The sequence below is a fragment of the Desulfovibrio sp. genome (assembly GCF_019422935.1).
GTDB lineage: Bacteria > Desulfobacterota > Desulfovibrionia > Desulfovibrionales > Desulfovibrionaceae > Desulfovibrio.
This window is the reverse complement of the sequence record NZ_JAHZCJ010000005.1, coordinates 207,829-231,945: the sequence shown is the minus strand read 5'-3', so window position 1 is coordinate 231,945 and position 24,117 is coordinate 207,829. Positions and strand designations below refer to the sequence as shown.

The window sequence follows — 24,117 nt, the reverse complement described above, 5'->3', positions numbered from 1 at the left end:
CATTATTTCCTTTTGAAACGGGCATCCCACTTGAGATTGGCCCCGCCAAGCTCTCTGCCCTTGCACTGGGTGGTGTTTTCCTGTCCGGTACATTCAACCTTTTGCGGAACATAGGTGCCGCCACGCGGGCAACGGGCCTGACTGGAATCAAACTGCAACTGGTTGCCCTGAAAACGCGCCGAAGCCGAACCACTGCACACCTGACCATTGCGCTCGCGCACAAGACGGCGTCCCTTGCCGCTCTTGTCAAAGCAGTATTCTGCAATGATCGGTTCGTTGGAGGGGTGCGAATACAGGCCGGTTTCGCTTGTCCAGCAACCTTCAAGGAAGCTCAGATCGTTCTTTTTGGCCGCGTCTTCAGGAATGGCAAGGTTGTCATTCTTCTTGGGCGCGGGCTTGGGCGGCTCCTGCTGCTTGGGTTCTTCCTTGGGCAGGGGCTTTGGCTCCTGTTTTGGTTCAGGCTTCGGCTTGGGCTTGGGAGCTTCCGCCACCTTGGGCGGCTCCACAGGCGTTTCGCCAAGGAAGGGTTCCACCACTTCCGGGTCGGGCTTGGGTTCTTCCTTCTTTTCCTCAACCTTGGGGGGCGTTGGCGTTACCGGAGGTGCAACAGGCTTGCACAGGGCCGCACGCTCCTGCAACTGACGCCACAGGAGGGCAAGCTGATCTTCGTTGGCGGCGGCCTTCTGTTTTTCGGCCTCCATAGCGCTGCGGTCAACGGGCATGCAGCCCGAAGGCAGGGGAGAAGGCAAAAGCCCCAGCGCCGCGCCCAAAAGCCAGAGCAGAAGCAGCAAGAGCAGGAGCGGCAGCAGCCACGGCAGGCACCCGCTGCGCGGCGGTACAGCCACGGGAACAGCGGCTACAGGCGCAGGCGGCGGGGGAGGCGGCAGCACGCCGCCAAGCCGGGTGAGGTCCTGCGGTTGCGCGCCCACGCTGCCGGGGGCAAAGCCCCAGTTAATGAGAACGGGGCGGCCATCCACAGACCAGATGTCTTCATCCGCCGGGTGTTGCAGGGCAAGCCGCAGCAACTGGCCCGAAAGGGCCTGCCGCGCCTGTGCGTCTGCAGTGAGGTCGCTGGACAATCCGGCAATATCAGAGGCCAACGTGCCCGCACGGGCGCGCAGGGCCTGCGCATCCTGCTCCGAAAGTTCCGCAAGAGGAACCGCCGGGCCATTGCCTTCGGCATACCAGTCAACGCTGTTGCCCTCGGCATTGTGTTGCGGCTCGGCGAGCAGGGCGGCATGATCCGGCCCGAGCTTTTGCAGCAGGATGGATTTCAACTGTTCATAGCAGTCGGTGGCAAATATGCCCTGGCTGGCAAGCGCGCGCATCTGACCGCGCAGACTGACCGCAATGCGGGTACTCATGGCTTGCCTCCGGCGGATTCACTGCTCTGGGCCATGGTGACGGGAACGCCCGCCGAGCGTAAAAACGCTGCCAGGCTTGTGCTGACAATGGCGAGACTGGATTGCCTGTAGGAAGCATCGTCCAATTTGATAAAGGTGTTGATGCCCACCACATCGCCCTTGTCGTTGACAAGCGGCCCGCCGCTGTTGCCCTGCGAAACTGTGGCCGTGTGCACAATAAGCGGCGGCTTGCGCTCAAGAATAACGCTCACAACGCCCTCGGTATACACCACTTCGGGCGCAGCGGCTTCATCGCCCTTGAGCAGGGCCGCAAATTTGGGATCGTCAGTGGTGACGGCGCCGGGGAAGCCCCACGCGCTCACGCGTTCGGTCCGGCTCACGCCCGGCGCGAACTTGAGCGGCACAACACCAGAAGCGCCGTTAACGCCAAGCACGGCAAAATCCTGCCCGTTGTCGTGGGTTACCTGACGTACGCTTGCCTCAAAGGGTCTGCCCAGGGCTTTGTTCACAACGACCGCCTGAGTGGCGTTACCCACCACATGGGCATTGGTAACCACGTAGCCCGGGGCCACAAAAAAGCCGGACCCCATGGAAAGGCCCTCTTCCCGCATAGCAAGCACAAGCACTGTGCCCTGTTCCATCAGCTCGGAAACATTCTTGGGCGTCTGCTGTTGCATGGGCGCGTGCGGCACCTGCGTTTTGGCGTCTGCCGTGGGCGGCAGGGTGGCTGCATCCGCGCGGGCAGAGCCTGGATTCACAGCGCCAGAGCCTGAACCCAAAGGAGGCCACATGACACCCGCAGGCGGGCTGATGAGTCCAAGTCCCTGCTTTACTTCGCAAGGCTCCTTGGCAAGCAGGGCGCGCAATTGCTGCATGAATGTTTCAAGCGCCGCGTTGTGCTCGCGCCACTGCTCCGTTTGAGCGGCAACGGCAGCCTTGGAAGCCTCGGCCTGCTGCCATTCTTTCCAGAACAGCCATGCGGCCAGCAGCAAAAGCCCCAGAAACAACAGCACACCCCAGAAAAGAGGGCGGCGATACCAGGGCAGGACAACCGCGGCAGCGGGAACGGCACCTTCCACAGGAGCGGCGCTTGGCGGTGTTTCAGGCGGTACGGGGTGTTGGCTTTCGTTCATCTATGGCTCCGCGCGGTATATGCGGCGCAGTAAAAAGCCGCGCAATCGCCATAAAAATAGCGGCTGCGCGGCAACAGAGTTATCCCAGCAGGTTATTGACGGTTTCTTCGTAACTGGACATCCGCGCGTTCACATCGCGGCGCGTGGTTTCAAGATCTTCGCGTGAAGATTTCCACTCCGCAGCCTGCGCGGCAACATTGTTCTGCTCCGGCGTACGCGAGGCGCTGGCCGCAGGTGTGCTCTTGGGCTGCGCGGCTGCACCCTTTTTGAACTTGGTAGCGCCAGAACTGGACGACGAAGTCGCAGCAGTGGTGGGCTGCGCTGAAGTGTAAGGTTCGGCCAGAGCCTGCTGATACTCGCCGTCCTTCTTGGCCATGGTGGTGGCGGTATCATTCAGGATAAACGAGGTTTCCTCAAGGCCGCTGCGAATTTCATTATACCTGTCCTGAAATTCCATGCGGGTGATCTGCCCGGCCTTGAACTGCCCGGCGGCAAGCTTGAACTGTTCGTCATAGCACTTGGCCGCAACTTTGGCTGCTGCGGTGGAGCGGTTCATGCTGGCAGCCTCGCTGCCAAGCTGCTGGCTGTACTGGTGCAGATATGCGGCATCGCGATCCTGAGCTTTGGACTTGCCGTAGACGTTGCCCGCCACAGCGCCCGCAGCGCCGCCCGCAACAGCACCAGCCACGGCACCGCTGGCCTTGCCTGTGGCAAGACCGCCAATAAGCGCGCCAAGCAGAGCGCCGCCAACAGCGCCAGCGGCAGTGCTTTTACCCGTGCTGTTTTCGTCCTGCCGCAACTGGTTAACAGGCTGATAGCACTGCGGATAATAATTGACCTTGGTTTTCTGATCGCCATATTTGCTGGTGCAGCCCGAGATCAACAATCCTGCAGCAAGAAAAAGGCACAAGGGTATGCTGGCAAGCCTTTGCATAAAAACCGTCTCCTCAATAAGGGTTGAGTCTACGAGCGCCACGGCATGTCTGCCCAGAGCTCCCGGCAATCCGCACAGAATACTGGAGCGGATAGAACTGTTCACTCGTGATAATGTACCCTGAACATTTTGAATTTACTTCAAAGCGCTGCGGCTCGGCAAGCCCTATTGCCCTGCCGGAGCATCAAGCATGCAGAAGATTGTTACGCAAAGGCGGCTCAGGGTGCAGAACGTTCATGTTTTCCATCGCTGCGCACATCAGCCGGGCAACAAAAGATGCAAAAAAGCCGCCGATCTTTACGACCGACGGCCCGACTGTGTGCTGCAAACAAGCTCTATGCCTTGATGGAGCGTGAAATGAACTCAAGAACATCTTCGTACAGCGTGGGCATCGCATAAGGGGTCAGCACCCGTGTACGGTTGGAACCGACCATAAGGGAAATAATCACCTGGGCGGTGCTTTTGCTGTCGACCTTCACTATGCTGCCGTCTTCCACGCCCTTGGCGATAACGCGCTCAAGCTCGTTGTGCACCTGAGAAAACATGGAATCCATAATATCGCGGTCGGTTTTGGTTTTCATGTCGCTGTAGGGCGAACAGCGCACAAGCACCAGCCAGTTGGAATCCTTGTCGATCGAAAAATCAAGGTATGCCCTGCAAAAACGCATGACGCCATCGTAACCACAGGTGGCTTCGGCGGTGGCTGCGCGCAGCCTTACGAGAAAGCGTTCCAGGACATCAAGTCCAGAGGCAAGAAACAGCTTTTCCTTGTTGCCGTAGTGGTGGGTCAACAACCCGAGGGCAACACCAGCTTTGTCGGATATTTTTTTGAATGTGGTTTCCACATACCCGCATTCGCCAAAAAGTTCTTTGGCGGCCTGAAGCAACGCTTCTTTCTTGTTTTTGTTCATCACGGCTTTTGCTGGGTTAGAGTGAGGCATAAGGTTTTTCCTTGCGTTGACCCCATTACACATAAAACCCGTAAAGTCAAGGTATGCGTGAGGTTATTGCTTGTTCTCGTGAGCAAAAAGGCAGTAAACTGTTTGCCTGCCCAACGCGGATTTTTATAAAAACCCGCACCCCAAAACGCCTTTACGGCAAGTTTGTACCGCCCTAAGACAAACATTGTAATGTGAAAATACTCAGAGGGTATTATGTCGCTGCCACGGGCAGCGCCCATTATCCCTCTTTGGATTTTCTGGTGCGTCTAAAGGCATTCTGCGCGTAATCGCCCAGACGCTCCAGCCTGCGGTCAACCATGTCGTACAGGCTGTTTTTCGTAAATCCGCCCTGTTTCAGTCTGCGACCGATTGAAAGACCAGTCAAGAGGGCGAGGGCTTCTTCTATGCGCCGCACAGGGTAAATGGAGAACTGGCCTTTCTCTACAGCTTCAATAACATTGGGCGCGAGCATGAGGTGATCCACGTTGTCAAAGGGCATGATAACCCCTTGCGTGCCCGTGAGGCCCTGGCTGGCGCAAACATTATAAAAGCCCTCGATCTTGCGGGTAACGCCGCCCACGGCCATGATCTGCCCCGTCTGGCTAACAGCCCCGGTAAAGGCCAGGTCAAGGCGCACCGGCACATCGGCAAGGGCCGAGAGCAGGGCGGCAAGTTCCGCGCCAGAGGCGCTGTCGCCTTCAATGCCCGCGTAACTCTGCTCAAAATAGAGCGAGCCGGAGAGCACCAGAGGCTTTTTGCGCGCAAAAAGATCCGTGAGGTAGCTCTTCAGGATCATCATGGCCTTGGTGTGGATGGGGCCACCCAGCTCGGCCTCGCGTTCAAGGTCGATGATGCCCTCATGCCCCACGCCCACGGTACATGAAATCCTGTGCGGCAGACCAAATTCAAAATCGCCGTGCCACGTGACGGAAAGACCGTTAACCTGACCAATGGCCTGACCCGAGGTCTGCACCTTGATCATGTTGCGGTCGTATTCTTCCATATAGATCTCTTCCACTAGGTTGGCCCGGTAGATGCGCGCCGCGTGAGCTTCTTCCAGCACGGGCGCGGTGACCACATCCTGCTTGCGCATACGGGCCAGGGCCGAAGCCTCGATCATAAGCTCGCGCAGTTCGGGAAAACGCAGAGAAAGGCGGCGCTGGTCTTCGCAGATGTGCGACCCGAGATCGATGAGCCATGCCAAGGCCGTGCGGTCAAAACAGGGGAGTTCTGTTTCCTTGATGATGGTGGCAATGTGCCCGAGGTAGGCGCGCACATTGGCGGCATTGCGCTCTGTAGTGTCGGCCATGTGGGCCTTGATGCGGAAGAGCTTTGAGAATCTGTCGTCATTGACAAGCAGACCTTCGTACAGTTCTTCATCGCCGATCAGCACTACCTTGAGGTTCAGGGGCAGCGGCTCGGGATTGATACCCTTGGTGCGGATTGGCGTATCCGGGCCTTCGCCGGAATCTTCAATGCGGGCCATATTGGAGCGCAGGGCGCGCAACAGGCCCTCCCAGGCATTGGGATGTTGCAGAAGATCCTCAATATGCAGCACCAGAAAACCACCATTGGCCTTGTGGATGCTGCCCGCGCGGATAAGGGTGAAATCCGTGACCAGCGCGCCCATTTCAGATTCGCGCTCCACACAGCCGAGCAGGTTCACGGCGGTGGGGTGGTCTTCCACAATGATAGGTGCGCCATCAAGGCCGCTGTTGTCCACCAGCAGATTGACCTCGTAACGGTAGAGCACAGCTTCAACCGGCGCGCCGTGCGGGTCGCCAAGGGGGCCGCCGTCCCTTTGCAGAAAGGCATCGGTATTTTTAAGGATGTCTTCGCGCAGGGCCGTAAAGTAGGCATCCAGCCCCTTGACCGGGCAGGCCTTGAGCGTGCGCTGCTCAATGGGGTTGAAGAAGCTGGTCAGCACCTGAGTCATGGCTTCGCGTTCGAGGCCGCGCTCGTCGTCCTGGAAGCTTTCTTCCGCCTTGTTCAGCTGACGCATGTAGCCCGACATGGCCTGCACGAGGTTGTCGCCACGGCTTTTGAGGCTGAGGCGCAGGGTTGTGTCCAGCCTGTCGAATTCTTCTTCGCTCAGGCGCTTGCCTTCCACCAGCGGATACAGGGTCAGACCGCCGCTTTCGTCCATATCAAGATTGAATCCCTTGTCTACAGCAACGGAATTCATCTTGCGCAGCAGGCCCATGCGGGCGTTCTGGAAGTTGTCCACAATCTTGGCGCGGCGCTTCACGTAGGTGCTGGCCTCAAAACGGCGAGGCAGCTCCTCGCGGATATGCTCGATCAGTTCCTTAAGGTTCTGCTTTAACTTCTTGCCCATACCTGTGGGCAGGGCAAAAAGGCAGGGCCGGTCAGGATCGGCAAAATTATGCACGTATACCAGATCCTCAGGCGTCTGGGCCTTTTTTGCCTGAGGGCCAAGGTAGCTCAGCAGCATGTGGCTGCGGCCAAGATCGGCCTCGCCAGACAGGTAGACGTTATAGCCCTGATTTTTGATTTGCAGGGCAAGGTCCAGCGCCTGCATGGCACGGGGCTGGAATGGATTCTGGCGACCGTTGCGCGGCAGCGGGATATCCTTGCTCGTTTCCCATGGGATACGGGCGGGATCTAACGTGGCGTGCAGGCGGGACGCGGGCAGGGGAGCGATAGTTGGCATAGGGAATCGTTATTGTTGGTAAAGTTTTTCCAGAATGGCGCGGCCGCCTCTGGCAAGAAGTGTTTCAGCAAGCTCAAGCCCAATCTGGCGGGCCTTGGAGGTATGGCCCCGCTGCGCCTCGCGCAGAATCTGGCTGCCATCAACCTCTGCCACCAGCCCTTCGAGTACGAAGGTCTCGTCATCCTCAAGGCGGGCATGCCCGGCAATGGGCACCTGGCACCCGCCCTCAAGCCCGGCAAGAAAGCCCCGTTCGGCTTCTACGCATACGCGGGTGGGGGTGTCTTCAATCTCTGCAAGCAGGGCAAACAGATCGTAATCGTCTTCGCGGCATTCAATGCCAATGGCGCCCTGGCCCACTGCGGGCAGAAAGGTCTGCGGATCAAGGGCGTGCATGTAGGGCGCGCTCAAGCCAAGGCGGTTCATGCCTGCGGATGCAAGAATAATGGCATCATACACGCCTTCATGCAGTTTGCGCAGGCGCGTGTCCACATTGCCGCGCAGGCTTTCAATGCGCAGGTCGGGGCGCAGGGCCAGCAACTGGGCCTGACGCCGCAGACTGCTGGTGCCAACGCACGCGCCCTGGGGCAGGGCCGCAAGGTCGGCATACTTGCACGAAAGCATGCAGTCTGTAGGCGCTTCGCGCTTGGGGATGCAGCCCAGTATGAGCCCGTCGGGCAGCTCCATGGGCACGTCCTTGATGCTGTGCACGGCAAGGTCGGCCCGGTTATCAAGCAGGGCTTCTTCAATTTCTTTTACAAAAAGGCCCTTGCCGCCCACCTGGGCCAGGGGAACATCCTGAATGATGTCGCCCTTGGTCTTGATGATGACAAGGTCAACGGCCAGTTCCGGGTCAAGCGACAGCAAACGACTTTTGACGTGTTCTGCCTGCCAGAGGGCCAACTGACTGCCACGGGTAGCGATAACTAGGGATTTACGCATGCCTGCCGCCTAATGCCCGCAGCTTGCGCAGTTGCCGCCAGAACATCCGGCGCAGCCGCCGCCACCGCCGGTCGAAGCCGCGTAATCGCCGCCTTCTGCGCCATTTTTGCGCCGGGCGCAGCAGGACATGAGCTTCTGGGTATCATTGGAGCCGCAATACGGGCAAGTGGGCGGGGTTTCGTCAAACACCAGTTCTTCAAAATCCCGACCGCATTTCTGGCAAGAATACTCGTAGATGGGCATGGTCAAACCTCGGTTGTGTGTCGCCCTTGCAAATAGGGGGTCAGTGCGACAGCATTTTCAAAAAGATAATAATCCGTCAGCCGGCAAAATAGGTGCCCGGCTGCAAGGTGCAGTTCCTGAACAAGCGCGGGTTCAGCCTGCGGCGCTTCAAGAACCATGTCGCTGTACAGGGCCATTTCGCAGCCGTGCCCGCACAGACACACGGTAAACTGCCCGCCGCGACGTGCCGCCTCAAGGGCGGCGATGATGTTGGCGCTGCTGCCGGTGGAAAAAATTGCCACCAGCATGTCGCCTGGCCGCCCCAGAGCTTCAATCTGGCGCGAAAATACATGGCTGAAATCAAGGTCGCTGCCAATGGCCGTAAGCGAAGTCGCATCGGCAGACAGCGCCAGAGCGGGCAGGGCGGGCCTGTCCATAAAAAATCTGTTCACAAACTCGGCTGCCATGTGCTGGGCCAGTGCAGCACTGCCGCCATTGCCGCAGAGCAGTATTTTGCCGCCGCCCGCGAGGCACGTGGCCGCGCGCAAGGCCGCCTGACGAAGAAAATCTGCCTGCGAGCGAAAAAAATCTTCGCGCAGGCGCGCGCCTTCGCTGGCGTGCTGTTCAATAATATCAAGGGCTGTATCGTGCATGGCGCTCACAATTGCCGAAACGTGACATGGAAGCCTTCTTATTTAAGGCAAAGCCCTGCAACTGACAAGCGCCCTCAGGCTTGCGGTAACAGACTTGATAACGTAACTTGCGCAGGTATGCAAAACGCAACAAGCCGACACATACTTCTGGTTTACAAGGCCCGGCACGAAAAGGCTGCGGCTCTTGCCCAAGAAGCCGCCCAATGGCTGCGCCAAAATGGGCACGACGTTGCGGGCGTGATCTGCGCTGGCACGGACACCCCGGCCTACGCAACTACTCCCCTTGACTTTGTGGTTGTTTTTGGAGGCGACGGCACCATGCTCGGCGTGGCCCGCCGCCTTGTGGGGCGCAATGTGCCTGTGCTGGGCATCAATTTTGGCCGGATCGGTTTTTTGACAGATGCCCAGCCGGAGCAGTGGCGTGAAAAACTCGAAGAATCCCTCACCGGCATGGAACCTGTACGCTCCTGTATGGCCTTGCAGTGGACGCTCACCCGCAAGGGCGAGCAGATTGCCAGCGGCTGTGCGGTCAACGATGTTGTCCTGAGCCGGGGGTCTTTGTCGCGGCTTGTTCTGTTTGATGTCTATATTGCAGGTGAGCGCCTTGGCTCGCTGCGCGGCGATGGAATGATCATTGCCACGCCCGTGGGCAGCTCCGGCTACAGTGTTTCCGCTGGCGGCTCGCTGCTGCATCCTTCAATGGAAGCCGTGGCCATCACGCCCATCTGTCCTTTCCTCAATACAATTTCGCCCATGGTTTTCCCCGGCGATACCGAGTGCCGGTTCCAGATTTTGCAGGGTTCCACAGATTGCTACCTTACTGTCGATGGGCAGGAAGGGCAACAGCTGGAGCTGGGCGACACCGTGACCGTCAATGGTTTGCCCGATGCCGTGCATTTTCTTGGCAAAGGAACAACATTTTTTGAGCGTTTGCGTTCGCGCGGTTTTGCCCTGCAAGGCACTGAATGCATCAGATGCGGGGAAAACGCATGAGCAACGCGATTTCTGTGGATTCTGTTCGGGACTTTCATTTTGGGGAGAATGTCCGCTTTGACGCATGGCTTTACAGCATGCTGATGGACAACAACATAGCCTACGGCATGAACCCCGACATTGTGGCCAGCCAGGAACAGATGGCCTTTATGGTCAGCCTTGCGCGCGATCAGGTGTATTTGCCCTGTTCTGACGACACGTTCAAACTGTTGTGCCAGCAGACAGCTCCCGAAGAACTTCGCCGCCAATATAACCGCTCCTGGCGCATCATCATGCGCCTCGTGCGTTCCTTCACGCCCGAAGGCCAGAAACGCAGGCGTATTTTGCAGTTCTGCCGGTTCCGCTTCAAGCAGTATGTTGCCCAGCATACGCTGATTCCCTCACGGTTAGTCAAGCGCATGACCGATCTTGTGCTCGCCCAGGGCAACCAGCTGGACGACCCCTGGCGGCCATTGCGCAGAATTTCCACCAAACGCCAGCTCGAAATGCTGGATGAAGCCCCGGTGAGCGACAATCTTGCCGCAGTGCCTGCGGATGCCTTGGCGGCCAATTCCATCGCCTCTGTCAGGCGTATGCTCAACTACGTGGAACTTTCGCGACTGCTGTGCCTTTCGGCAATGTCCCGCCCCTGGGTGGAGACGCCGCCAGACGCCGAAACAGTACGTCAGGCCATGGATACCGCGCGCAAAACCTGCGCCCACTTGCGGCACTATTTTGAGGCCAGCGCGGTCAGGTCCGGCACTGTGCTCTTTTTGTGCGACGCTGACGGCGGCGTTGTGTTTGATCTGGCTGTTGCCAACAGCCTCATTCGCATGGGGCACAAGGTTATTTTTGCCGTCAAATCAGGCTTTTTCTTTTATTCGCCCACGCTGGAAGACATGGAGATTGACCCCTCCATCCGGCAGATGATCGGCGGCGGCACTGTGCAGCACGAGCCGCGCATGAGCAAGAACGAACTTTTGCGCCACCTGCGCGAATACCGCCTCATGGTTATTGGCGATGGAACGCGGGAGCGGCTCAACCTGTACAGGGTTTCGGTGACATTTTCCCGCGCATGGAAGGAGGCCGACCTTATTCTGGGCAAGGGCTGGCGCGTGGCAGACGTGCTCATGGGCAGCAGCCACCAGTATACGCGGGATGTGGTTTGCTACTGGCAGGATGATCAGGGCTTTCACATCAAGCTGCGCCAGCATGCCGAGAGCGCCCATAAATTCAGCGAAAGCGACATTGCCGCCCAGTCGGCAAACATCATCGCAGGCATGCGCGAGGCCCGCATGCAGGGCCGCACAGTCATGTTTTACAGCTGCGTGATCGGCAGCATCCCCGGCGAAACTGGTACCGCTACCGAGATCGTGCGCACCTTTGTAGACAATCTGCGTAAAAAAATGGATAATATCCTGATAATTAACCCTGCCGAGCATTTTATTGAAGGCATGGACGGCGACGACCTCATGTATATGTGGGAGCAGGTGCAGCGCAGCGGCTTTATTGATGTGTGGCGGTTTCAGACCGTTGAAGACATTGAGGAAAGCTTTGCCCTGCTTGGTCGCAAGGTGCCGCCGCAATGGTCGGGCAAGGATTCCACCTTTTCCACCGGCTGCACCAAGGAAATGCGAATCGCGCTGGACGTACAGGCCAAAAACAGGGAAATGCAGATCATCGGCCCCGCCCCGCAGCGGTTTTTCCGCAGGGGAGAGTACGGTGTGGGCAAATATTTCGACGCCAGCATCCCCCATTGATGCTTTTGCGTCAAAAAAGGCGGCGTAAACCGCCGGATGCCAGGTTTAGCGGGCGCTTATGCGCAAAGCGGCGCTTTTGCCGCGCAACTACGGGGTGAACCCCGCTGAGGGAGTAATCTGATCTATGGCCGCCTATGAAGCCGTGATTGGCCTTGAAGTGCATGTGCAACTTGCCACGGCCTCCAAACTGTTCTGTTCCTGCCCTACAACTTTTGGGCAGCCCGCCAACGCCAATGTGTGCGAAGTATGCTCCGGCATGCCCGGCGCTCTGCCTGTGCCCAACCGTCAGGCTGTTCACTTTGCCGCTCTGGTCGGCCTCGCCACCAATTGCGCCATCAATACACGTTCCATTTTTGCCCGCAAAAACTATTTTTATCCTGATCTGCCCTCCGGGTATCAGATTTCGCAGTTCGAGCTGCCTATCTGCGAACACGGGCATCTTGAAGTGGACGTGGATGGGCGGCGCAAGCGCGTGGGCATTACGCGTATCCACATGGAAAACGATGCTGGCAAAAACATTCACGCGCAGGGCGAAAACCTGAGCTATGTGGACCTCAACCGCGCGGGCACGCCCCTGGTTGAAATAGTTTCCGAGCCGGACATGCGCTCTGCCGCCGAAGCAGTGGCCTATCTCAAGGGCTTGTACAACATTGTGACCTATCTTGGCGTGTGCGACGGCAACATGGAAGAGGGCAGCTTCAGGTGCGACGCCAACGTCTCGTTGCGCCCTGTGGGAACCGAACCCTTCGGCACCCGCACCGAGCTGAAGAACCTCAACTCCTTCCGCAATGTGCAACGCGCCATTGAGTATGAAATTGCCCGCCAGCAGGATGTGCTGGACGACGGCGACAAGGTCGTGCAGGAAACCCGCCTGTACGATGCCGTCAAGAATACCACGGCCTCCATGCGCAGCAAGGAAGAAGCGCACGATTACCGCTACTTCCCCGACCCGGACATTTTACCCGTAGACATTACGGAAGAAGAAATGACCCGCTGGCGCGCCGAAATGCCGGAGTTGCCCCAGATTCGCGTGCCCCGTTTTGTGGCTATGGCAGGTCTGCCCGAAGCCGAGGCAGAAGTGCTTGTGCAGAGCAAGGGCCTAGCCGACTTTTTTGAAACGGCAGCCGCCAAGGCCGACCCCAAGAAGGTTGCCAACTTTGTGCTTGGCCCGCTACTGCGCGAATGCAACGCCCGTGGGCTTTCCGCCGCTGACCCCTCCGCCTGGGCCATGAAGCCCGAGGCACTGGCCGAACTGGTGCGTCTGGTTGACGGCGGCACCATCAGCGCCAAGATCGCCAATGATATTTTTGGCGACATCTTTGAGCAGGGCGTCATGCCAGAAGCTTACGTGAAGGAAAAAGGCCTCGTGCAGATTTCCGACACCTCAGCGCTTGAAGCCGCCGTGGATGAAGTCATTGCGGCCAATCCCGCAGAGGTGGAGGCCTATCGCGGCGGCAAAACCAAGCTGATCAGCTTCTTTGTGGGGCAGATCATGCGCGCCACCAAGGGCAAGGCCAATCCTGCCCTGGTAAACGAACTGCTTGCCAAAAAGCTGTAAAATCCAATCAATATCAAACACGCAAAAGCGGGGATTCCGGTCATGCCGGGATCCCCGCTTTTTATACTGTTCAAGGCAGGCTGCATCCCGGATTTTAAACGCATAAGGGGCCTCGCGGCCCCTTAAAGTGCTGATGCCGTCAGCACAGCATATGCGTAAAAACTAGACGCTCATGTTCAGGCCCGAAAGCATGGAAAGGCTGCTGTCGGAATAACTGCCAAAAGAACTTGTGGCGTTGCCCGAGCCGGACCACCATGCGGCCATGGATTCCACCTCAATGCGCTTGCGCAGGTCAGAGGGCGAAACCTGCAATGCCTTGCGCGCATCATCAAGGCCGGAAAGGGCCTGAATCTGGCCGAACTTTTTGACCAGCGCGGGATTGTTGTCAAAGAACTTCTGCACGGCTGCCTTGGTGGCGGCATCGCTGCTTTCAACCACAATGCTGCCATCGGACTTTGTTTGCAGGGTAAATTTTGCATCGCTGCTCACAGCAAGACTGCTCATGCCGCTGTTCAGCGTCTGACCGAGTTTGGAATTATCCAGCACTGCCTGAATAGCGGCCTTGTCGGCACTGTCCGTGCTGCTGGCAGCGGTCAGTTTGCCGCTGCTGTCAACAGTCATGGCAACAGATGTACTGGAACTGACGCCAGCAGCGGTAAGGGCCGTACGCAGATCCTTGCCAATAGTCGTATTGCTCTTAAGCCAGTTCTGCACATTGGTCTGATCCGTAGCATTGGCGCTGGTAGCCGTGAGGGAACCGTCCGCAGCCAAAGTGAAAGTGACACTTGAAGGATCCGTGACACCAAGCTTGGACAGGCCATCCTTGACGGCGGTGTTGAATTCCGTATTCAACTGCTCGCGATACTTGGTAATCTGGCTGAAAGTAACGCGGCTGCCGCTTTCAAGACCCATGGCATCCATGGCATACTTTGTCAGATCAACCATGCTGGAAAGCTGGCTGGTTATGCTGCTGCCGCTGAGCATCTGGCTCGACGTGCTTGAAGAACTCGAAGACGATGAGCTGCCAGAGGTAGAGGTACTCAGCTTCTGGTTCTGCCACTGGTATAGTGCGGATGTGTAGCTGCTTACGCCTGATACGCTGCTCATAGTGACTCCTCGGCAGATTTTGCCTGATTTTCAGACTTGGGGGTGCCGTATTGCTTACTTATGCATATTCCAGGCCAGCTATATTTTTAGGGAGTGAACCAGGCGGGGTCGGCCCGCCCATTAAAAATATACAGGTTCCGAATCCAGTAATGGACAGGCCAACTGAAATAGGCTAGAGAGCGGCTATGGCAGTACATTCCTCCATGCTTGAGACCGTCGAATTCGACGATCCCGCCTTAGCCAATCAGCTATTTGGCCCTCACAATGCGCATCTTGAGCTGTTGGCCGCAGCCAGCGGGGCCTCCATAGGCAGCCGTGGCGCCAGCATTCTTATTGAAAGCCCAGACATGAACACCCGGCAGGTGTTGTGCAATGTTTTTGTGCAGTTGTACGAGCTGCTGCGCGGCGGATTGTTGCTGAGCCAGCAGGATATCGCCCGCAGTTACGAGATGCTGCGCGCGGATCCCGGCCTGAATCTGGAAAAGATTTTCAAGGATGCCGTTTTCGTCAACACCCCGCGCAAAACGGTCACTGCCCGCAATGTTGCCCAGCGCACCTACCTTGATCTGCTGCGGCGCAATGAGCTTGTTTTTGCGGTTGGCCCCGCCGGTACGGGCAAAACCTATCTTGCTGTCGCCATGGCGCTGTCCATGTTTCAGCAGCACAGGGTTAAACGCATTGTGCTGACGCGCCCGGCGGTGGAAGCGGGTGAGCGCCTTGGCTTTTTGCCCGGCGATCTGGCCGACAAGGTCAATCCCTATTTGCGCCCGCTCTATGACGCCCTGCACGACATGATGCCCCAGCCCAAGGTGGCGTCCATGCTTGAAGTGGGCTCCATTGAAGTTGCGCCCCTGGCCTTCATGCGCGGGCGCACCCTTAACGATGCCTTTATCATTCTTGACGAAGCGCAGAACACCACGCAAGAACAGATGAAGATGTTCCTTACCCGCATGGGCTTTGGCTCGCGCATGGTCGTAACGGGCGACACAACCCAGATCGACCTGCCCTTGCAGCCCGGCGGCCAGCGCCCGCGCTCCGGCCTTATCCACGCGCTGAATATCCTTGCCAAAGTTCCAACCATCGCAGTGCATCACTTCACCAAGGCCGACGTAGTGCGGCATCCCTTGGTGGGAGCAATCGTAAACGCCTATGATAATGCAGAAAAAAGCGGTACGTCCAGCTAGCATCCTTGCACTCTTTCGCATGTTGCGGGCCCGCCACCATTGTGGCTTGGGGCTTTCAGTGCTTGTGCTCACCCTGCTTTTCATCAGCCTGCTTGCAGGGGCCAATTTTGAGGCTGTGCCTCGCGTGTACGTTGCCGGGCAAGTGGCTGATTCTGACGTCATTGCCGACCGGGACATCCTCGTTGAAGACGTGCAGGCCACCAAGGCCCGGCGCAAACAGGTGCAGCTTCTGCAACCGCCTGTCTATGATCTGAGTCTTGAACCCTTTACGGCCTTTCAGAACCGTATTGTGGAGATCATGCGCAGCCTGAACAACGGCATTGATTACCATGTCGGGGTCGAAGGCCCGCTGCACAGGCTGGTGGATGAACTGACACCCACCGTTGCTGACGAAATTTTGCCGGAACTCGCCCAGCCCGAGGCGCAGACATATCTGCTCAAGGTGCTGCTGCCCCAGATTCGCGACCATATGGCAGAAGGCCTTGTGGGTGATATACGCTCGGCCAGGGTTGACCGCTCTGGCGTTATTGTGCGCAATCTGGATACAAATACAGAAATACTGCGTCCGGACGTAGTCAATCTGCCCGACGTGCAATCGTATCTGGCGGAAATTTCTGCCCAGATACGGCAGGTTTCCACGCTGAACCCGCAGTCGCGGCGCGCCATCAACATTCTGCTTTCCGCAACCATGCCTTCCACGCTGACGCTGAACCGGGAATCTACCCAGAAGCGCAGCTCTGCCGTAATGTCCATGGTTGAGCCCGTGTATTATCAGATACAAAAGGGCGAGATCGTGTTGCGCAAGGGCGAAAGGGTCAGCCGCGAGCAGCAGATCAAGCTGCAAACGCTTTATAAATCCGCTTCCGACCCCATGCACTGGGATATAGCCGCTGGCGCCTTTTTGTGCTCGCTGGTGCTCTCCATCGGCTTTTTTGTCGCCCCCAGCGGCAAACCCGGCACCCCCCTGCGCTGCAAGGACATGCTGCTTATTTCCTTGCTTCTGCTGCTTTTCAGCGCCGGTGCAAAGGCTGTGTACGTGCTTGGGATGCGTATCGACAGTCATTCGTTCATCAATACGCTGGCCGTGGGCTACCCTGTGGCAGGAGCAGTGGGGCTGGTCGCCATGGTTTTTGCGGCCAGGCGCTATTGCACCATGGCCCTGTTGATCTCGTTCTTTACCATGCTCATGTTTCAGGCGCAGTTTTCGCTGTTCCTGCTCCATTTTCTCGGCGGCATGCTTGCCACATGGCTTGTAACCAATGCCCAAAGCCGACAGGACGTGGTGTGGAGCATTGTGCCGCTGACCATCGGGCAGTCCATCATCTGGTTTGGCGCAACCCTGCTGGCCCAAAGCGCCCCCGGCGTCATGCCCACGCAGTTGCTGGCCGTGTTTATCAACAGCGTGCTGTCGCTCATTCTGCTCTTTGCAGTAAGCCCTGTGCTTGAAATCAGCTTTGGGTACAGTACGCGTTTCCGCCTCATGGAACTTATGAGCCTTGAGCAACCCCTCATGCAGGAGCTCATGGTAACAGTGCCCGGCACCTACCATCACTCCCTTGTGGTCGCCAACATGGTTGAAGCCGGGGCCAAGGCCATCGGCGCCAACAGCCTGCTGTGCAAGGTGGCGGCACTGTATCATGATGTGGGCAAGCTATCGTATCCCGAATATTTCATCGAAAACCAGTTTGGCGGGCCCAACAAGCACGACAAGCTGGCCCCGTCCATGAGTGCGCTCATCCTGCTTTCGCATGTCAAAAAAGGCACGGAACTGGCCGAGCGGTACAAGCTCGGGCAGGATATTGCCGACATTATCAGCCAGCACCATGGTACAAGGCTCATACGCTTTTTCTACCAGAAGGCTCTGAATCAGGGCGAGAAGCCGCGTGAATCCGATTTCAGCTATGTGGGGCCGCGTCCGCAAACCAAGGAAGCCGCCATTCTCATGCTGGCCGACTCCGTTGAGGCCTCCAGCCGCACGCTTAACGATCCTACGCCCGCGCGCATCAAGTCGCACATTGACACCATCATCAAGGGCATCTTCTCGGAAGGGCAGTTGGACGAATCGGAGCTGACCTTTAAGGATCTGCACTTCCTGAGCGAAAACTTCCAGCGCATTCTGACGGGTATTTTCCATCAGCGCATTGCCTATCCTGACGCCAGAATCAATGACGCCGCCAGGGCTGAAAACAAGCCCAACGGCAAAAACGGCTCTGCCCCCGCAACACATGGCGCAACTGCCCTTACCCCCACGGGGCAGGGCAAACCGTGCGGCGACAAGCATTGTAACGGAGACAAACCCGCTGCAGCGCAATCGCCCGAGGTCAAAGCCCTGACGAGCCAGCCGGAGAGCGCAAAACAGGCTGGCATACCCGCCATCCCGGAAGAAAAGGGGCAGGCTTAGGAATCATGGGCGCAGTCAGGGGTAAGCGGCCACAGGCAGCCGTGCGCATTTTTTACCGCTATGCGGCGGCCGCATGGATTCTGCCGCTTGACCGCAGGCAGCAGCGCGCCGCCCTTGCGGCCATGCTTGCCGCCGCAGAGCAGGCCAACGTGCCTGTTGTGCCCCCGGCTGTGGAACTGCATCTGATTGATGACGCCGCCATGAGCGCAGCCAACGGGCGCTGCATGGGCTGTCAGGGCCCTACCAACGTGCTTTCCTTCCCCGGTGGCTGCGACAGCCCCGGCGCACTTCTGTTTTCACTGGATACGCTGCGCAGGGAATGCCTGCTGTACGGGCAGGAGCCTGGCGAGCATGCGTTGCGCCTGCTCGCCCACGGAATGGCCCATTTGTGCGGGCTTGACCACAGCGCGCAGATGGATGCGGTGAGCGACTATTTTATGGAAGTCGCTGCTGAAGCAGTGGCCTGATAGCGCAAGCCTACCGGTCTGACTTCAGGCTCGGCTAGGCTGCCCGCTTTCTGTTCAGCGCCGCCAGGGCCATGCATTGCATTTCGCGCAGCTTGCGGGCTGATTCTTCGCCCCGGTTGTGCCACTCTTCGGGCAGACGCACGGCGTTAATAGCCTTCAGGCTCGGGTAGGCCAAACCGCTGATGGGTGAATTGCTGTCGGCATCCGCCAGCTTCCAGAAAGGGCGCGAAAGCCCGAGCTGGTTGACCCGCCACAGCAGATCGCGGCGCGTGCCGGTGCGCAGGGTGGCAAACATGCCTGCCTTCATGTGTTCTTCCGCAGCAAGCGCCCCCGCTCTGGCATAGACTGCCGGCAGCCGCAGCCTTTTGGCAAGGGCCAGTGCAAGCGGCACGCCGCGCGCCTCATGCCCATAATGGTGGGGCAGCAGGGCAGGGTCAGTACCGATTTTTCCAAGGTCATGGCACAAGGCCATCCACACGGCCATGGCATCGCCCGCGAGCTCGTCCATCAGCCGCAAGCTGTGACCCAGCACGCTGTTGGCATGCCACTTTACGGGGCCTGCCGGAATGTAACGCGCGCGCTCGTGTTCTTCAAACCAGGGGGACAAGCAATCCCCCTGCGACAGAACGCGAAAAAATCTCGCAGGGCGCGGCAAGGCCAGAGCCTTGAGCATTTCTTTGGCCACACGCTCCGCCGGAATGGCCGCCAGCAAAGCTTTGGGCGTGGCGCGCATCTGTTCAAAAGCCTCACGGGCTATGCGCCATTCGGGCCAGCGGGAGGCAAAGCGCGCCAGACGAAAAATTCTTGTGGGGTCATCCGCAAAGGCCGTGGGCGAAGCCGGACGCATTATTTTGTTGCGCAGGTCATCAACCGCCTTGGGATGCATGTACAGCCGCCCCGCGCTGTCGAGCGCAAGGGCATTGATGGTGAGATCCCGCGCTGCAAGGTCAGACACCAGGGTGCCGCCCCGGAGGGGCATGCATTCGCGTCCGCGCCACAGGCAGACATTGACGCTTTTACCCACACAGACCGCATCGGGATGCGCGGTCAAAAAATCGTCCATGCTTCCTGAAAAGGAAAAATCCAGCTCCGTGGGCATACGCCCAAGCAAAAGGTCGCGCATTGCGCCGCCGACGAGGTAGAGTTCCATGCCCCCAGTATGTCACAGCCAACCGTTTGAGGGAAGCTCCCCCACTGGCGCTGACAAAAATTTTATTCCGCGTATCTGGCGTTTTGGCGAGGTCGGCTCCTGCCTTGATACCGCTGCAAACCTTGCGGCCCGGGGCTGGCTTGAGCCGTGGGATAGTGTTCAGGTTGTCAGCCAGACAGCGGGGCGCGGGCAATTGCGGCGGCAGTGGCACTCGCCTGCTGGCAACGTGTATGCGGCCCTGCGTCTGCCGCTGGTACCTCCGTTTGACGGCACGGCGGCGGCCCCGGCAGTGGGTGCCCTGCTGGCCGAATCACTGGCAATGGATGGTTGGCAAGTGCGCCTGAAATGGCCCAATGACCTTGTGCTGTGCGCGTCGGAAGCCGACCCCAGAAAACTGGCGGGCATTCTGCTGGAGGAGCGGGGCGGGGTGCTGCTGGCGGGCATTGGCATAAATGTGCGCTGTTCGCCACCAGCGGAACAGATGCGGGCGGACGCCGCTCTGGAGGCAACCAGCCTTGCCGCCCAGCATAAATCCTCCACTTTTGCGCCTCCAATGGCCGAAGCCTTGTGGCAAACCCTTGTAAAGCGCATGTTTTCAGCTTATATTAACTGCCACTCTTTTCCCGAGGGGTGGAGAGCCCGTGCGGAGTCTCTTTTGCTCTGGCGCGGCGAGAACGTGGAGCTGCGTGACGATGACCGCATCGTACGCGGCTGGCTGGCGGGCCTAGGAACGTCAGGCGGCCTGTGTCTTAACATCAACGGACGGCTTGAGGAATTCATTTGCGGTAGTCTCCGGCTGAGCCCTGCGCGGGAATGACGCGGGATTATGGTCATTCCGGCATGGTTGGGCCTGGGGGCATCGCCGCCCAATGCGAAGCACGTAAGCGTGTTTTCGCCGTCTAACGCCGGTGCGTGGGCAGAAATGCGCCGGTAGAAAAGGGCTGAAAGGCATGGCCAACAAGACATTCTCGGAAGTTCAGGATTTTTTGAAGGGCAAGGTAATACTGGTAGCTAACCGCGGTATTCCGGCCCGTCGCATTTGTCGTTCCATCCGCGAACGTTTTGACGCGGTAGCGGCAATGACTGCGACTGATGTGGACAAAACGGCCCCTGCGGCCTCAACGGCGCAGGAACTGATGCTGCTCGGGACAGACCCCCGCGCGTATCTGGATATTGACCGCATTATCGACAAAGCCAAACAACGTGGCGTAGTCGGCATTCACCCCGGCTGGGGGTTTGCTTCCGAGGACACGCGCTTTCCGCAGCGCTGCAAAGAGGCGGGCATCACCTTTATCGGCGCGACAGCCGAGGCCATGAACCTGTTGGGCAACAAGGTTCAGGCTCGAGAAGTGGCTCGCAAATTGGGCATTCCTGTTGTGCCCGGCTCTGAAGGAGCCGTGGATATTCCTACCGCCCGCCAGCTTATCAACGAGATCGGGCTGCCCATCATGCTCAAGGCAGAAGGGGGCGGCGGCGGACGCGGTATTTTTGCCATCCATAACGAGGCTGACCTGGAAGACGCCTTTTTCAAGGCTTCCACCATGGCTCAGGCTTCGTTTGGCAATCCGCGCCTGTTTGTGGAAAAGTTCCTTGCCGATGTGCGCCACATCGAGATTCAGGTCATTGCCGACATGTACGGCAACGTGTTCGCCTTTGACGAACGCGATTGCACCGTGCAACGCAACCACCAGAAACTCATTGAAATTACGCCTTCGCCCTGGCCGGGCATGACCAAGAACCTGCGCGACAGGCTCAAGGATTATTCCCGCCGCCTGGTGCGCGCCGTGGGCTACCATTCGCTTGCCACGGTCGAATTCCTCGTTACACCCGACGGTACGCCGTACCTCATTGAAGTTAACACCCGTTTGCAGGTTGAGCACGGCATCACCGAATGCCGCTACGGCATTGACCTTGTGGAAGAGCAGATCGCCGTGGCCTTTGGCGCGGAACTGCGCTACCGCGAAGAAAGCCAGCGTCCTTCGTACTGGGCCATGCAGGTGCGCATCAACTGCGAAAACCCGCAGGACAACTTCGCCCCCAATTCCGGCCTCATCTCGCGCTATGTGTCGCCCGGCGGCCCCGGCGTGCGCCTTGATTCCAATATCAGCGCAGGTTACGAATTCCCCGCCAACTACGACTCTGCGGGCGCTCTGCTCATTTCGTATGCCACTGACTGGGAAAAGGTGCTGGGCATCACGGAACGCGCCCTGAGCGAATATGTGATCGGCGGCATCAAGACCACCATTCCTTTCTTCCGTCAGGTCATCAAGCACCCCCTGTTCAAGCAGGGCGGCATCAATACCAACTTCATCGCCACGCATCCCGAGCTCATGGTCTATACCGACCTTGCGCCCGAAGGCGAGCGCCTTGCCAAGCTGGTGGCCGAGATTTCGGCCAAGGGCTTCAACCCCTACGTGCAGCTTGGCGAATACCGTTCAAGTTCCACGCCCTGTCTTGGACCCTTTGAGCCTGTGCTGCCGCCCATAAGCACGGCGACGCGCCGTCAGCCTTCGCCCTATCCGCAGGGCGACCGCATGGCCACGCTGGATTACATCCGTGATTCCGGACTTGTGCACTTTACCGACACCACAACCCGCGACCTCACGCAGTCCAACTCCGGCAACCGCCTGCGCCTTGCCGAAGACAGGCTTATGGGCCCCTACCTTGACAATGCGGGCTTTTTCTCGCTCGAAAACGGCGGCGGGGCGCACTTCCATGTGGCCATGCTGGCCAACATGACCTACCCCTTCACCGAAGCCAAGGAATGGAACCGCTTTGCGCCCAAAACCCTCAAGCAGCTGCTGGTGCGCTCCACCAACGTGCTTGGGTATACGCCGCAGCCGCGCAACCTCATGCTCAAAACGGGCGAAATGATTTGCGACCACTATCAGGTCGTACGTTGCTTCGACTTTTTGAACCATGTGGAAAACATGCGCCCCATTGCCGAAGTGGTCATGGACCGCAAGGACGTTATCTTCCAGCCCGCCATTTCCATGTCGTGGGCCAAGGGCTTTGACGTCAAGCACTACCTGGGCGTTACCGAAGCCATGCTGCGCATGGTGGGTGACATCATGGGCGCAAGCTCCAAGGAAGCCTCGCGCCACATCATTCTGGGCCTCAAGGACATGGCAGGCGTTTGCCCGCCGCGTTTCATGGACGAGCTGGTCAAAGCCCTGCGTAAAGCCTGGCCCGAGCTTGTGCTGCACTACCACAGGCACTATACCGACGGTCTGTTCGTGCCCTCCTGCGGTGCCGCGGCCAAGGCTGGCGCGCACATCATCGACGTGGGCCTCGGCTCTTCAGTGCGTTCTTATGGTCAGGGCGACGTGCTTGCTACCATGGCCTATATTGAAGACGAGCTGGGCCTCAAGTGCAACCTTGATAAAAACGCCATCCGCGACGCCAACTTCGTCTGCAAGCAGATCATGCCTTATTACGACCGCTACTGCGCGCCGTACTTCCAGGGCATCGACTATGACGTTACGCGCCACGGCATGCCCGGCGGCGCCACTTCCTCCTCGCAGGAAGGCGCCATGAAGCAGGGGTACATTCACCTGCTGCCTTACATGCTCAAGTTCCTTGAAGGCACCCGCCAGATCGTGCGCTATCACGATGTTACCCCCGGCTCGCAGATCACCTGGAACACGGCGTTTCTGGCCGTTACAGGCGCATGGAAGCGGGGTGGCGAAGACGAAGTGCGCTACCTGCTGGAAGTGCTGGGCCAAGTTACCCGCACCCCTGAGAAAGAGCTTACGGACGAAATGCGCCGCGCGCGCCTGAACATCTATCAGGACTGCAACGACGCCTTCCGTAACCTGCTTCAGGGCAAGTTCGGCAAACTGCCGCTCGGCTTCCCTGCTGACTGGGTCTACCAGAGTGCCTTTGGCTCTGACTGGAAGAGCGCCATGGCGGCCCGCACCGAGGCTTCGCCCCTTGAATCGCTGGCAGAAGTGAACCTTGCAGCCGAAGAAAAGGCCTGCGCCGAAATTCTGAAGCGCAAGCCCAACGATGAAGAGTTCGTGCTGTACCTTAACCATCCGGCAGACGCGCTCAAGACCATCCAGTTCAAGTCCAAGTTCGGCGATCCCAACAACCTGCCTTTGCATGTATGGTTTGAGGGTCTGAAAGTCGGCCAGGATCTGTACTTCAACGACAGCAGCGGCAAGCCCCATCATCTCTTGCTGCTCAGCATCTCCACCCCCAACGATGCGGGCATCTCCATCTGCCGTTATGTGCTCGACTCCGAATTCATGAGCTGCGAGGTTCAGGTTCGGCAGCCTTCGGGCAACGGCGCAAAGAGCACGCTTATGGCCGACACGGCCAACAAGTATCATGTGGCCGCGCCGAGCAACGGCGACTTGTGGGTCATGTATGTGCACCCCGGTGATGTGGTCAAAGCGGGCGAAGAGCTCTTTAACGTTTCCATCATGAAGCAGGAAAAGGCCGTTCTGGCCCCCATTGACGGCATGGTGAAGCGTGTGCTCAAAACCGCCGACTTCAAAGAAAACAAGCAAATGGTTTCGGTCAGAGAAGGTGAGCTTATTGTGGAGCTGGGGCCTGTGCCGCGCGTGTGCGGCAATGAGGCCTGCGGCCAGCCCATTCCTATGGATAACATCGCATTCTGCCCCTATTGCGGTGTGCGCGTAAGTTAATTACTACGC

General features: G+C 58.4%; 19 protein-coding genes. 9 read left to right on the top strand and 10 right to left on the bottom strand.

What is annotated here, in order from left to right; translation table 11 throughout:
• Positions 1-2: 2 nt before the first annotated feature.
• The 8 genes from QZ383_RS08765 to QZ383_RS08730 all read right to left on the bottom strand — a co-directional run bounded on the left by QZ383_RS08765 (position 3) and on the right by QZ383_RS08730 (position 8,857).
• Positions 3-1,364, bottom strand: coding sequence for an SrfA family protein (locus QZ383_RS08765; RefSeq protein ID WP_291444723.1), 1,362 nt, complete (start codon positions 1,362-1,364; stop codon positions 3-5).
• Positions 1,361-2,497, bottom strand: a complete 1,137-nt coding sequence (locus QZ383_RS08760) for a serine protease (RefSeq protein WP_291444722.1) — start codon at positions 2,495-2,497, stop codon at positions 1,361-1,363. The genes QZ383_RS08765 and QZ383_RS08760 overlap by 4 nt, the downstream gene beginning before the upstream one ends.
• A gap of 79 nt (positions 2,498-2,576) precedes the next feature.
• On the bottom strand, positions 2,577-3,431 hold the full coding sequence (locus tag QZ383_RS08755) for a hypothetical protein (RefSeq protein ID WP_276612854.1): 855 nt from the start codon (positions 3,429-3,431) through the stop codon (positions 2,577-2,579).
• A gap of 335 nt (positions 3,432-3,766) precedes the next feature.
• Positions 3,767-4,342 (bottom strand): TetR/AcrR family transcriptional regulator, encoded by a 576-nt coding sequence (locus QZ383_RS08750; protein ID WP_291444752.1) that lies wholly within the window; start codon positions 4,340-4,342, stop codon positions 3,767-3,769.
• A gap of 268 nt (positions 4,343-4,610) precedes the next feature.
• The gene (locus QZ383_RS08745; protein WP_291444719.1) at positions 4,611-7,043 is read right to left on the bottom strand and encodes an AAA family ATPase; all 2,433 of its coding nucleotides are present in this window, start codon (positions 7,041-7,043) and stop codon (positions 4,611-4,613) included.
• A gap of 9 nt (positions 7,044-7,052) precedes the next feature.
• Positions 7,053-7,982, bottom strand: coding sequence for a hydroxymethylbilane synthase (gene hemC, locus QZ383_RS08740; RefSeq protein ID WP_291444717.1), 930 nt, complete (start codon positions 7,980-7,982; stop codon positions 7,053-7,055).
• A gap of 9 nt (positions 7,983-7,991) precedes the next feature.
• Positions 7,992-8,225, bottom strand: coding sequence for a zinc ribbon domain-containing protein (locus QZ383_RS08735; protein WP_227118335.1), 234 nt, complete (start codon positions 8,223-8,225; stop codon positions 7,992-7,994).
• Positions 8,226-8,227: 2 nt separating this feature from the next.
• Positions 8,228-8,857 carry an SIS domain-containing protein gene (locus tag QZ383_RS08730; RefSeq protein WP_291444714.1) on the bottom strand — a complete coding sequence of 210 codons (630 nt, stop codon included), beginning with the start codon at positions 8,855-8,857 and terminating at the stop codon, positions 8,228-8,230.
• Between the two features lie 117 nt (positions 8,858-8,974).
• Between QZ383_RS08730 and QZ383_RS08725 the strand changes: the two genes are divergently transcribed.
• From QZ383_RS08725 to gatB, 3 genes are all read left to right on the top strand, one after another.
• Positions 8,975-9,850 carry an NAD(+)/NADH kinase gene (locus QZ383_RS08725; RefSeq protein WP_227118336.1) on the top strand — a complete coding sequence of 292 codons (876 nt, stop codon included), beginning with the start codon at positions 8,975-8,977 and terminating at the stop codon, positions 9,848-9,850.
• Positions 9,847-11,589 (top strand): ARMT1-like domain-containing protein, encoded by a 1,743-nt coding sequence (locus tag QZ383_RS08720; RefSeq protein WP_291444711.1) that lies wholly within the window; start codon positions 9,847-9,849, stop codon positions 11,587-11,589. The genes QZ383_RS08725 and QZ383_RS08720 overlap by 4 nt, the downstream gene beginning before the upstream one ends.
• A gap of 124 nt (positions 11,590-11,713) precedes the next feature.
• Positions 11,714-13,147, top strand: a complete 1,434-nt coding sequence (gene gatB / locus QZ383_RS08715; RefSeq protein WP_291444709.1) for an Asp-tRNA(Asn)/Glu-tRNA(Gln) amidotransferase subunit GatB — start codon at positions 11,714-11,716, stop codon at positions 13,145-13,147.
• A 162-nt stretch (positions 13,148-13,309) separates the two neighbouring features.
• Here the strand turns inward: gatB and QZ383_RS08710 are convergent, their stop codons facing one another.
• The gene (locus QZ383_RS08710) at positions 13,310-14,092 is read right to left on the bottom strand and encodes a hypothetical protein (protein ID WP_291444708.1); all 783 of its coding nucleotides are present in this window, start codon (positions 14,090-14,092) and stop codon (positions 13,310-13,312) included.
• Here QZ383_RS08710 and QZ383_RS08705 point away from each other — a divergent pair.
• From QZ383_RS08705 to ybeY, 4 genes are all read left to right on the top strand, one after another.
• Positions 14,091-14,228, top strand: coding sequence for a hypothetical protein (locus QZ383_RS08705; protein WP_291444706.1), 138 nt, complete (start codon positions 14,091-14,093; stop codon positions 14,226-14,228). The genes QZ383_RS08710 and QZ383_RS08705 overlap by 2 nt on opposite strands.
• 211 nt (positions 14,229-14,439) lie before the next feature.
• Complete coding sequence (locus QZ383_RS08700) at positions 14,440-15,438, top strand: PhoH family protein (protein WP_291444705.1); 999 nt, start codon at positions 14,440-14,442, stop codon at positions 15,436-15,438.
• Positions 15,439-15,496: 58 nt separating this feature from the next.
• The gene (locus QZ383_RS08695; protein ID WP_291444704.1) at positions 15,497-17,839 is read left to right on the top strand and encodes an HDIG domain-containing metalloprotein; all 2,343 of its coding nucleotides are present in this window, start codon (positions 15,497-15,499) and stop codon (positions 17,837-17,839) included.
• Between the two features lie 5 nt (positions 17,840-17,844).
• Positions 17,845-18,306, top strand: a complete 462-nt coding sequence (ybeY, locus tag QZ383_RS08690; protein WP_291444702.1) for an rRNA maturation RNase YbeY — start codon at positions 17,845-17,847, stop codon at positions 18,304-18,306.
• Between the two features lie 34 nt (positions 18,307-18,340).
• Here the strand turns inward: ybeY and QZ383_RS08685 are convergent, their stop codons facing one another.
• A complete protein-coding gene (locus QZ383_RS08685) occupies positions 18,341-19,429 on the bottom strand; it encodes a polynucleotide adenylyltransferase (protein WP_291444700.1) in 1,089 nt (362 codons plus the stop codon).
• 25 nt (positions 19,430-19,454) lie between these two features.
• Here QZ383_RS08685 and QZ383_RS08680 point away from each other — a divergent pair, with 25 nt between their 5' ends.
• Positions 19,455-20,273, top strand: a complete 819-nt coding sequence (locus QZ383_RS08680; protein WP_291444699.1) for a biotin--acetyl-CoA-carboxylase ligase — start codon at positions 19,455-19,457, stop codon at positions 20,271-20,273.
• Positions 20,274-20,406: 133 nt separating this feature from the next.
• Entirely contained in the window at positions 20,407-24,108 is a 3,702-nt protein-coding gene (locus QZ383_RS08675; RefSeq protein WP_291444697.1) for a pyruvate carboxylase, read from the top strand.
• Positions 24,109-24,117 lie beyond the last annotated feature (9 nt).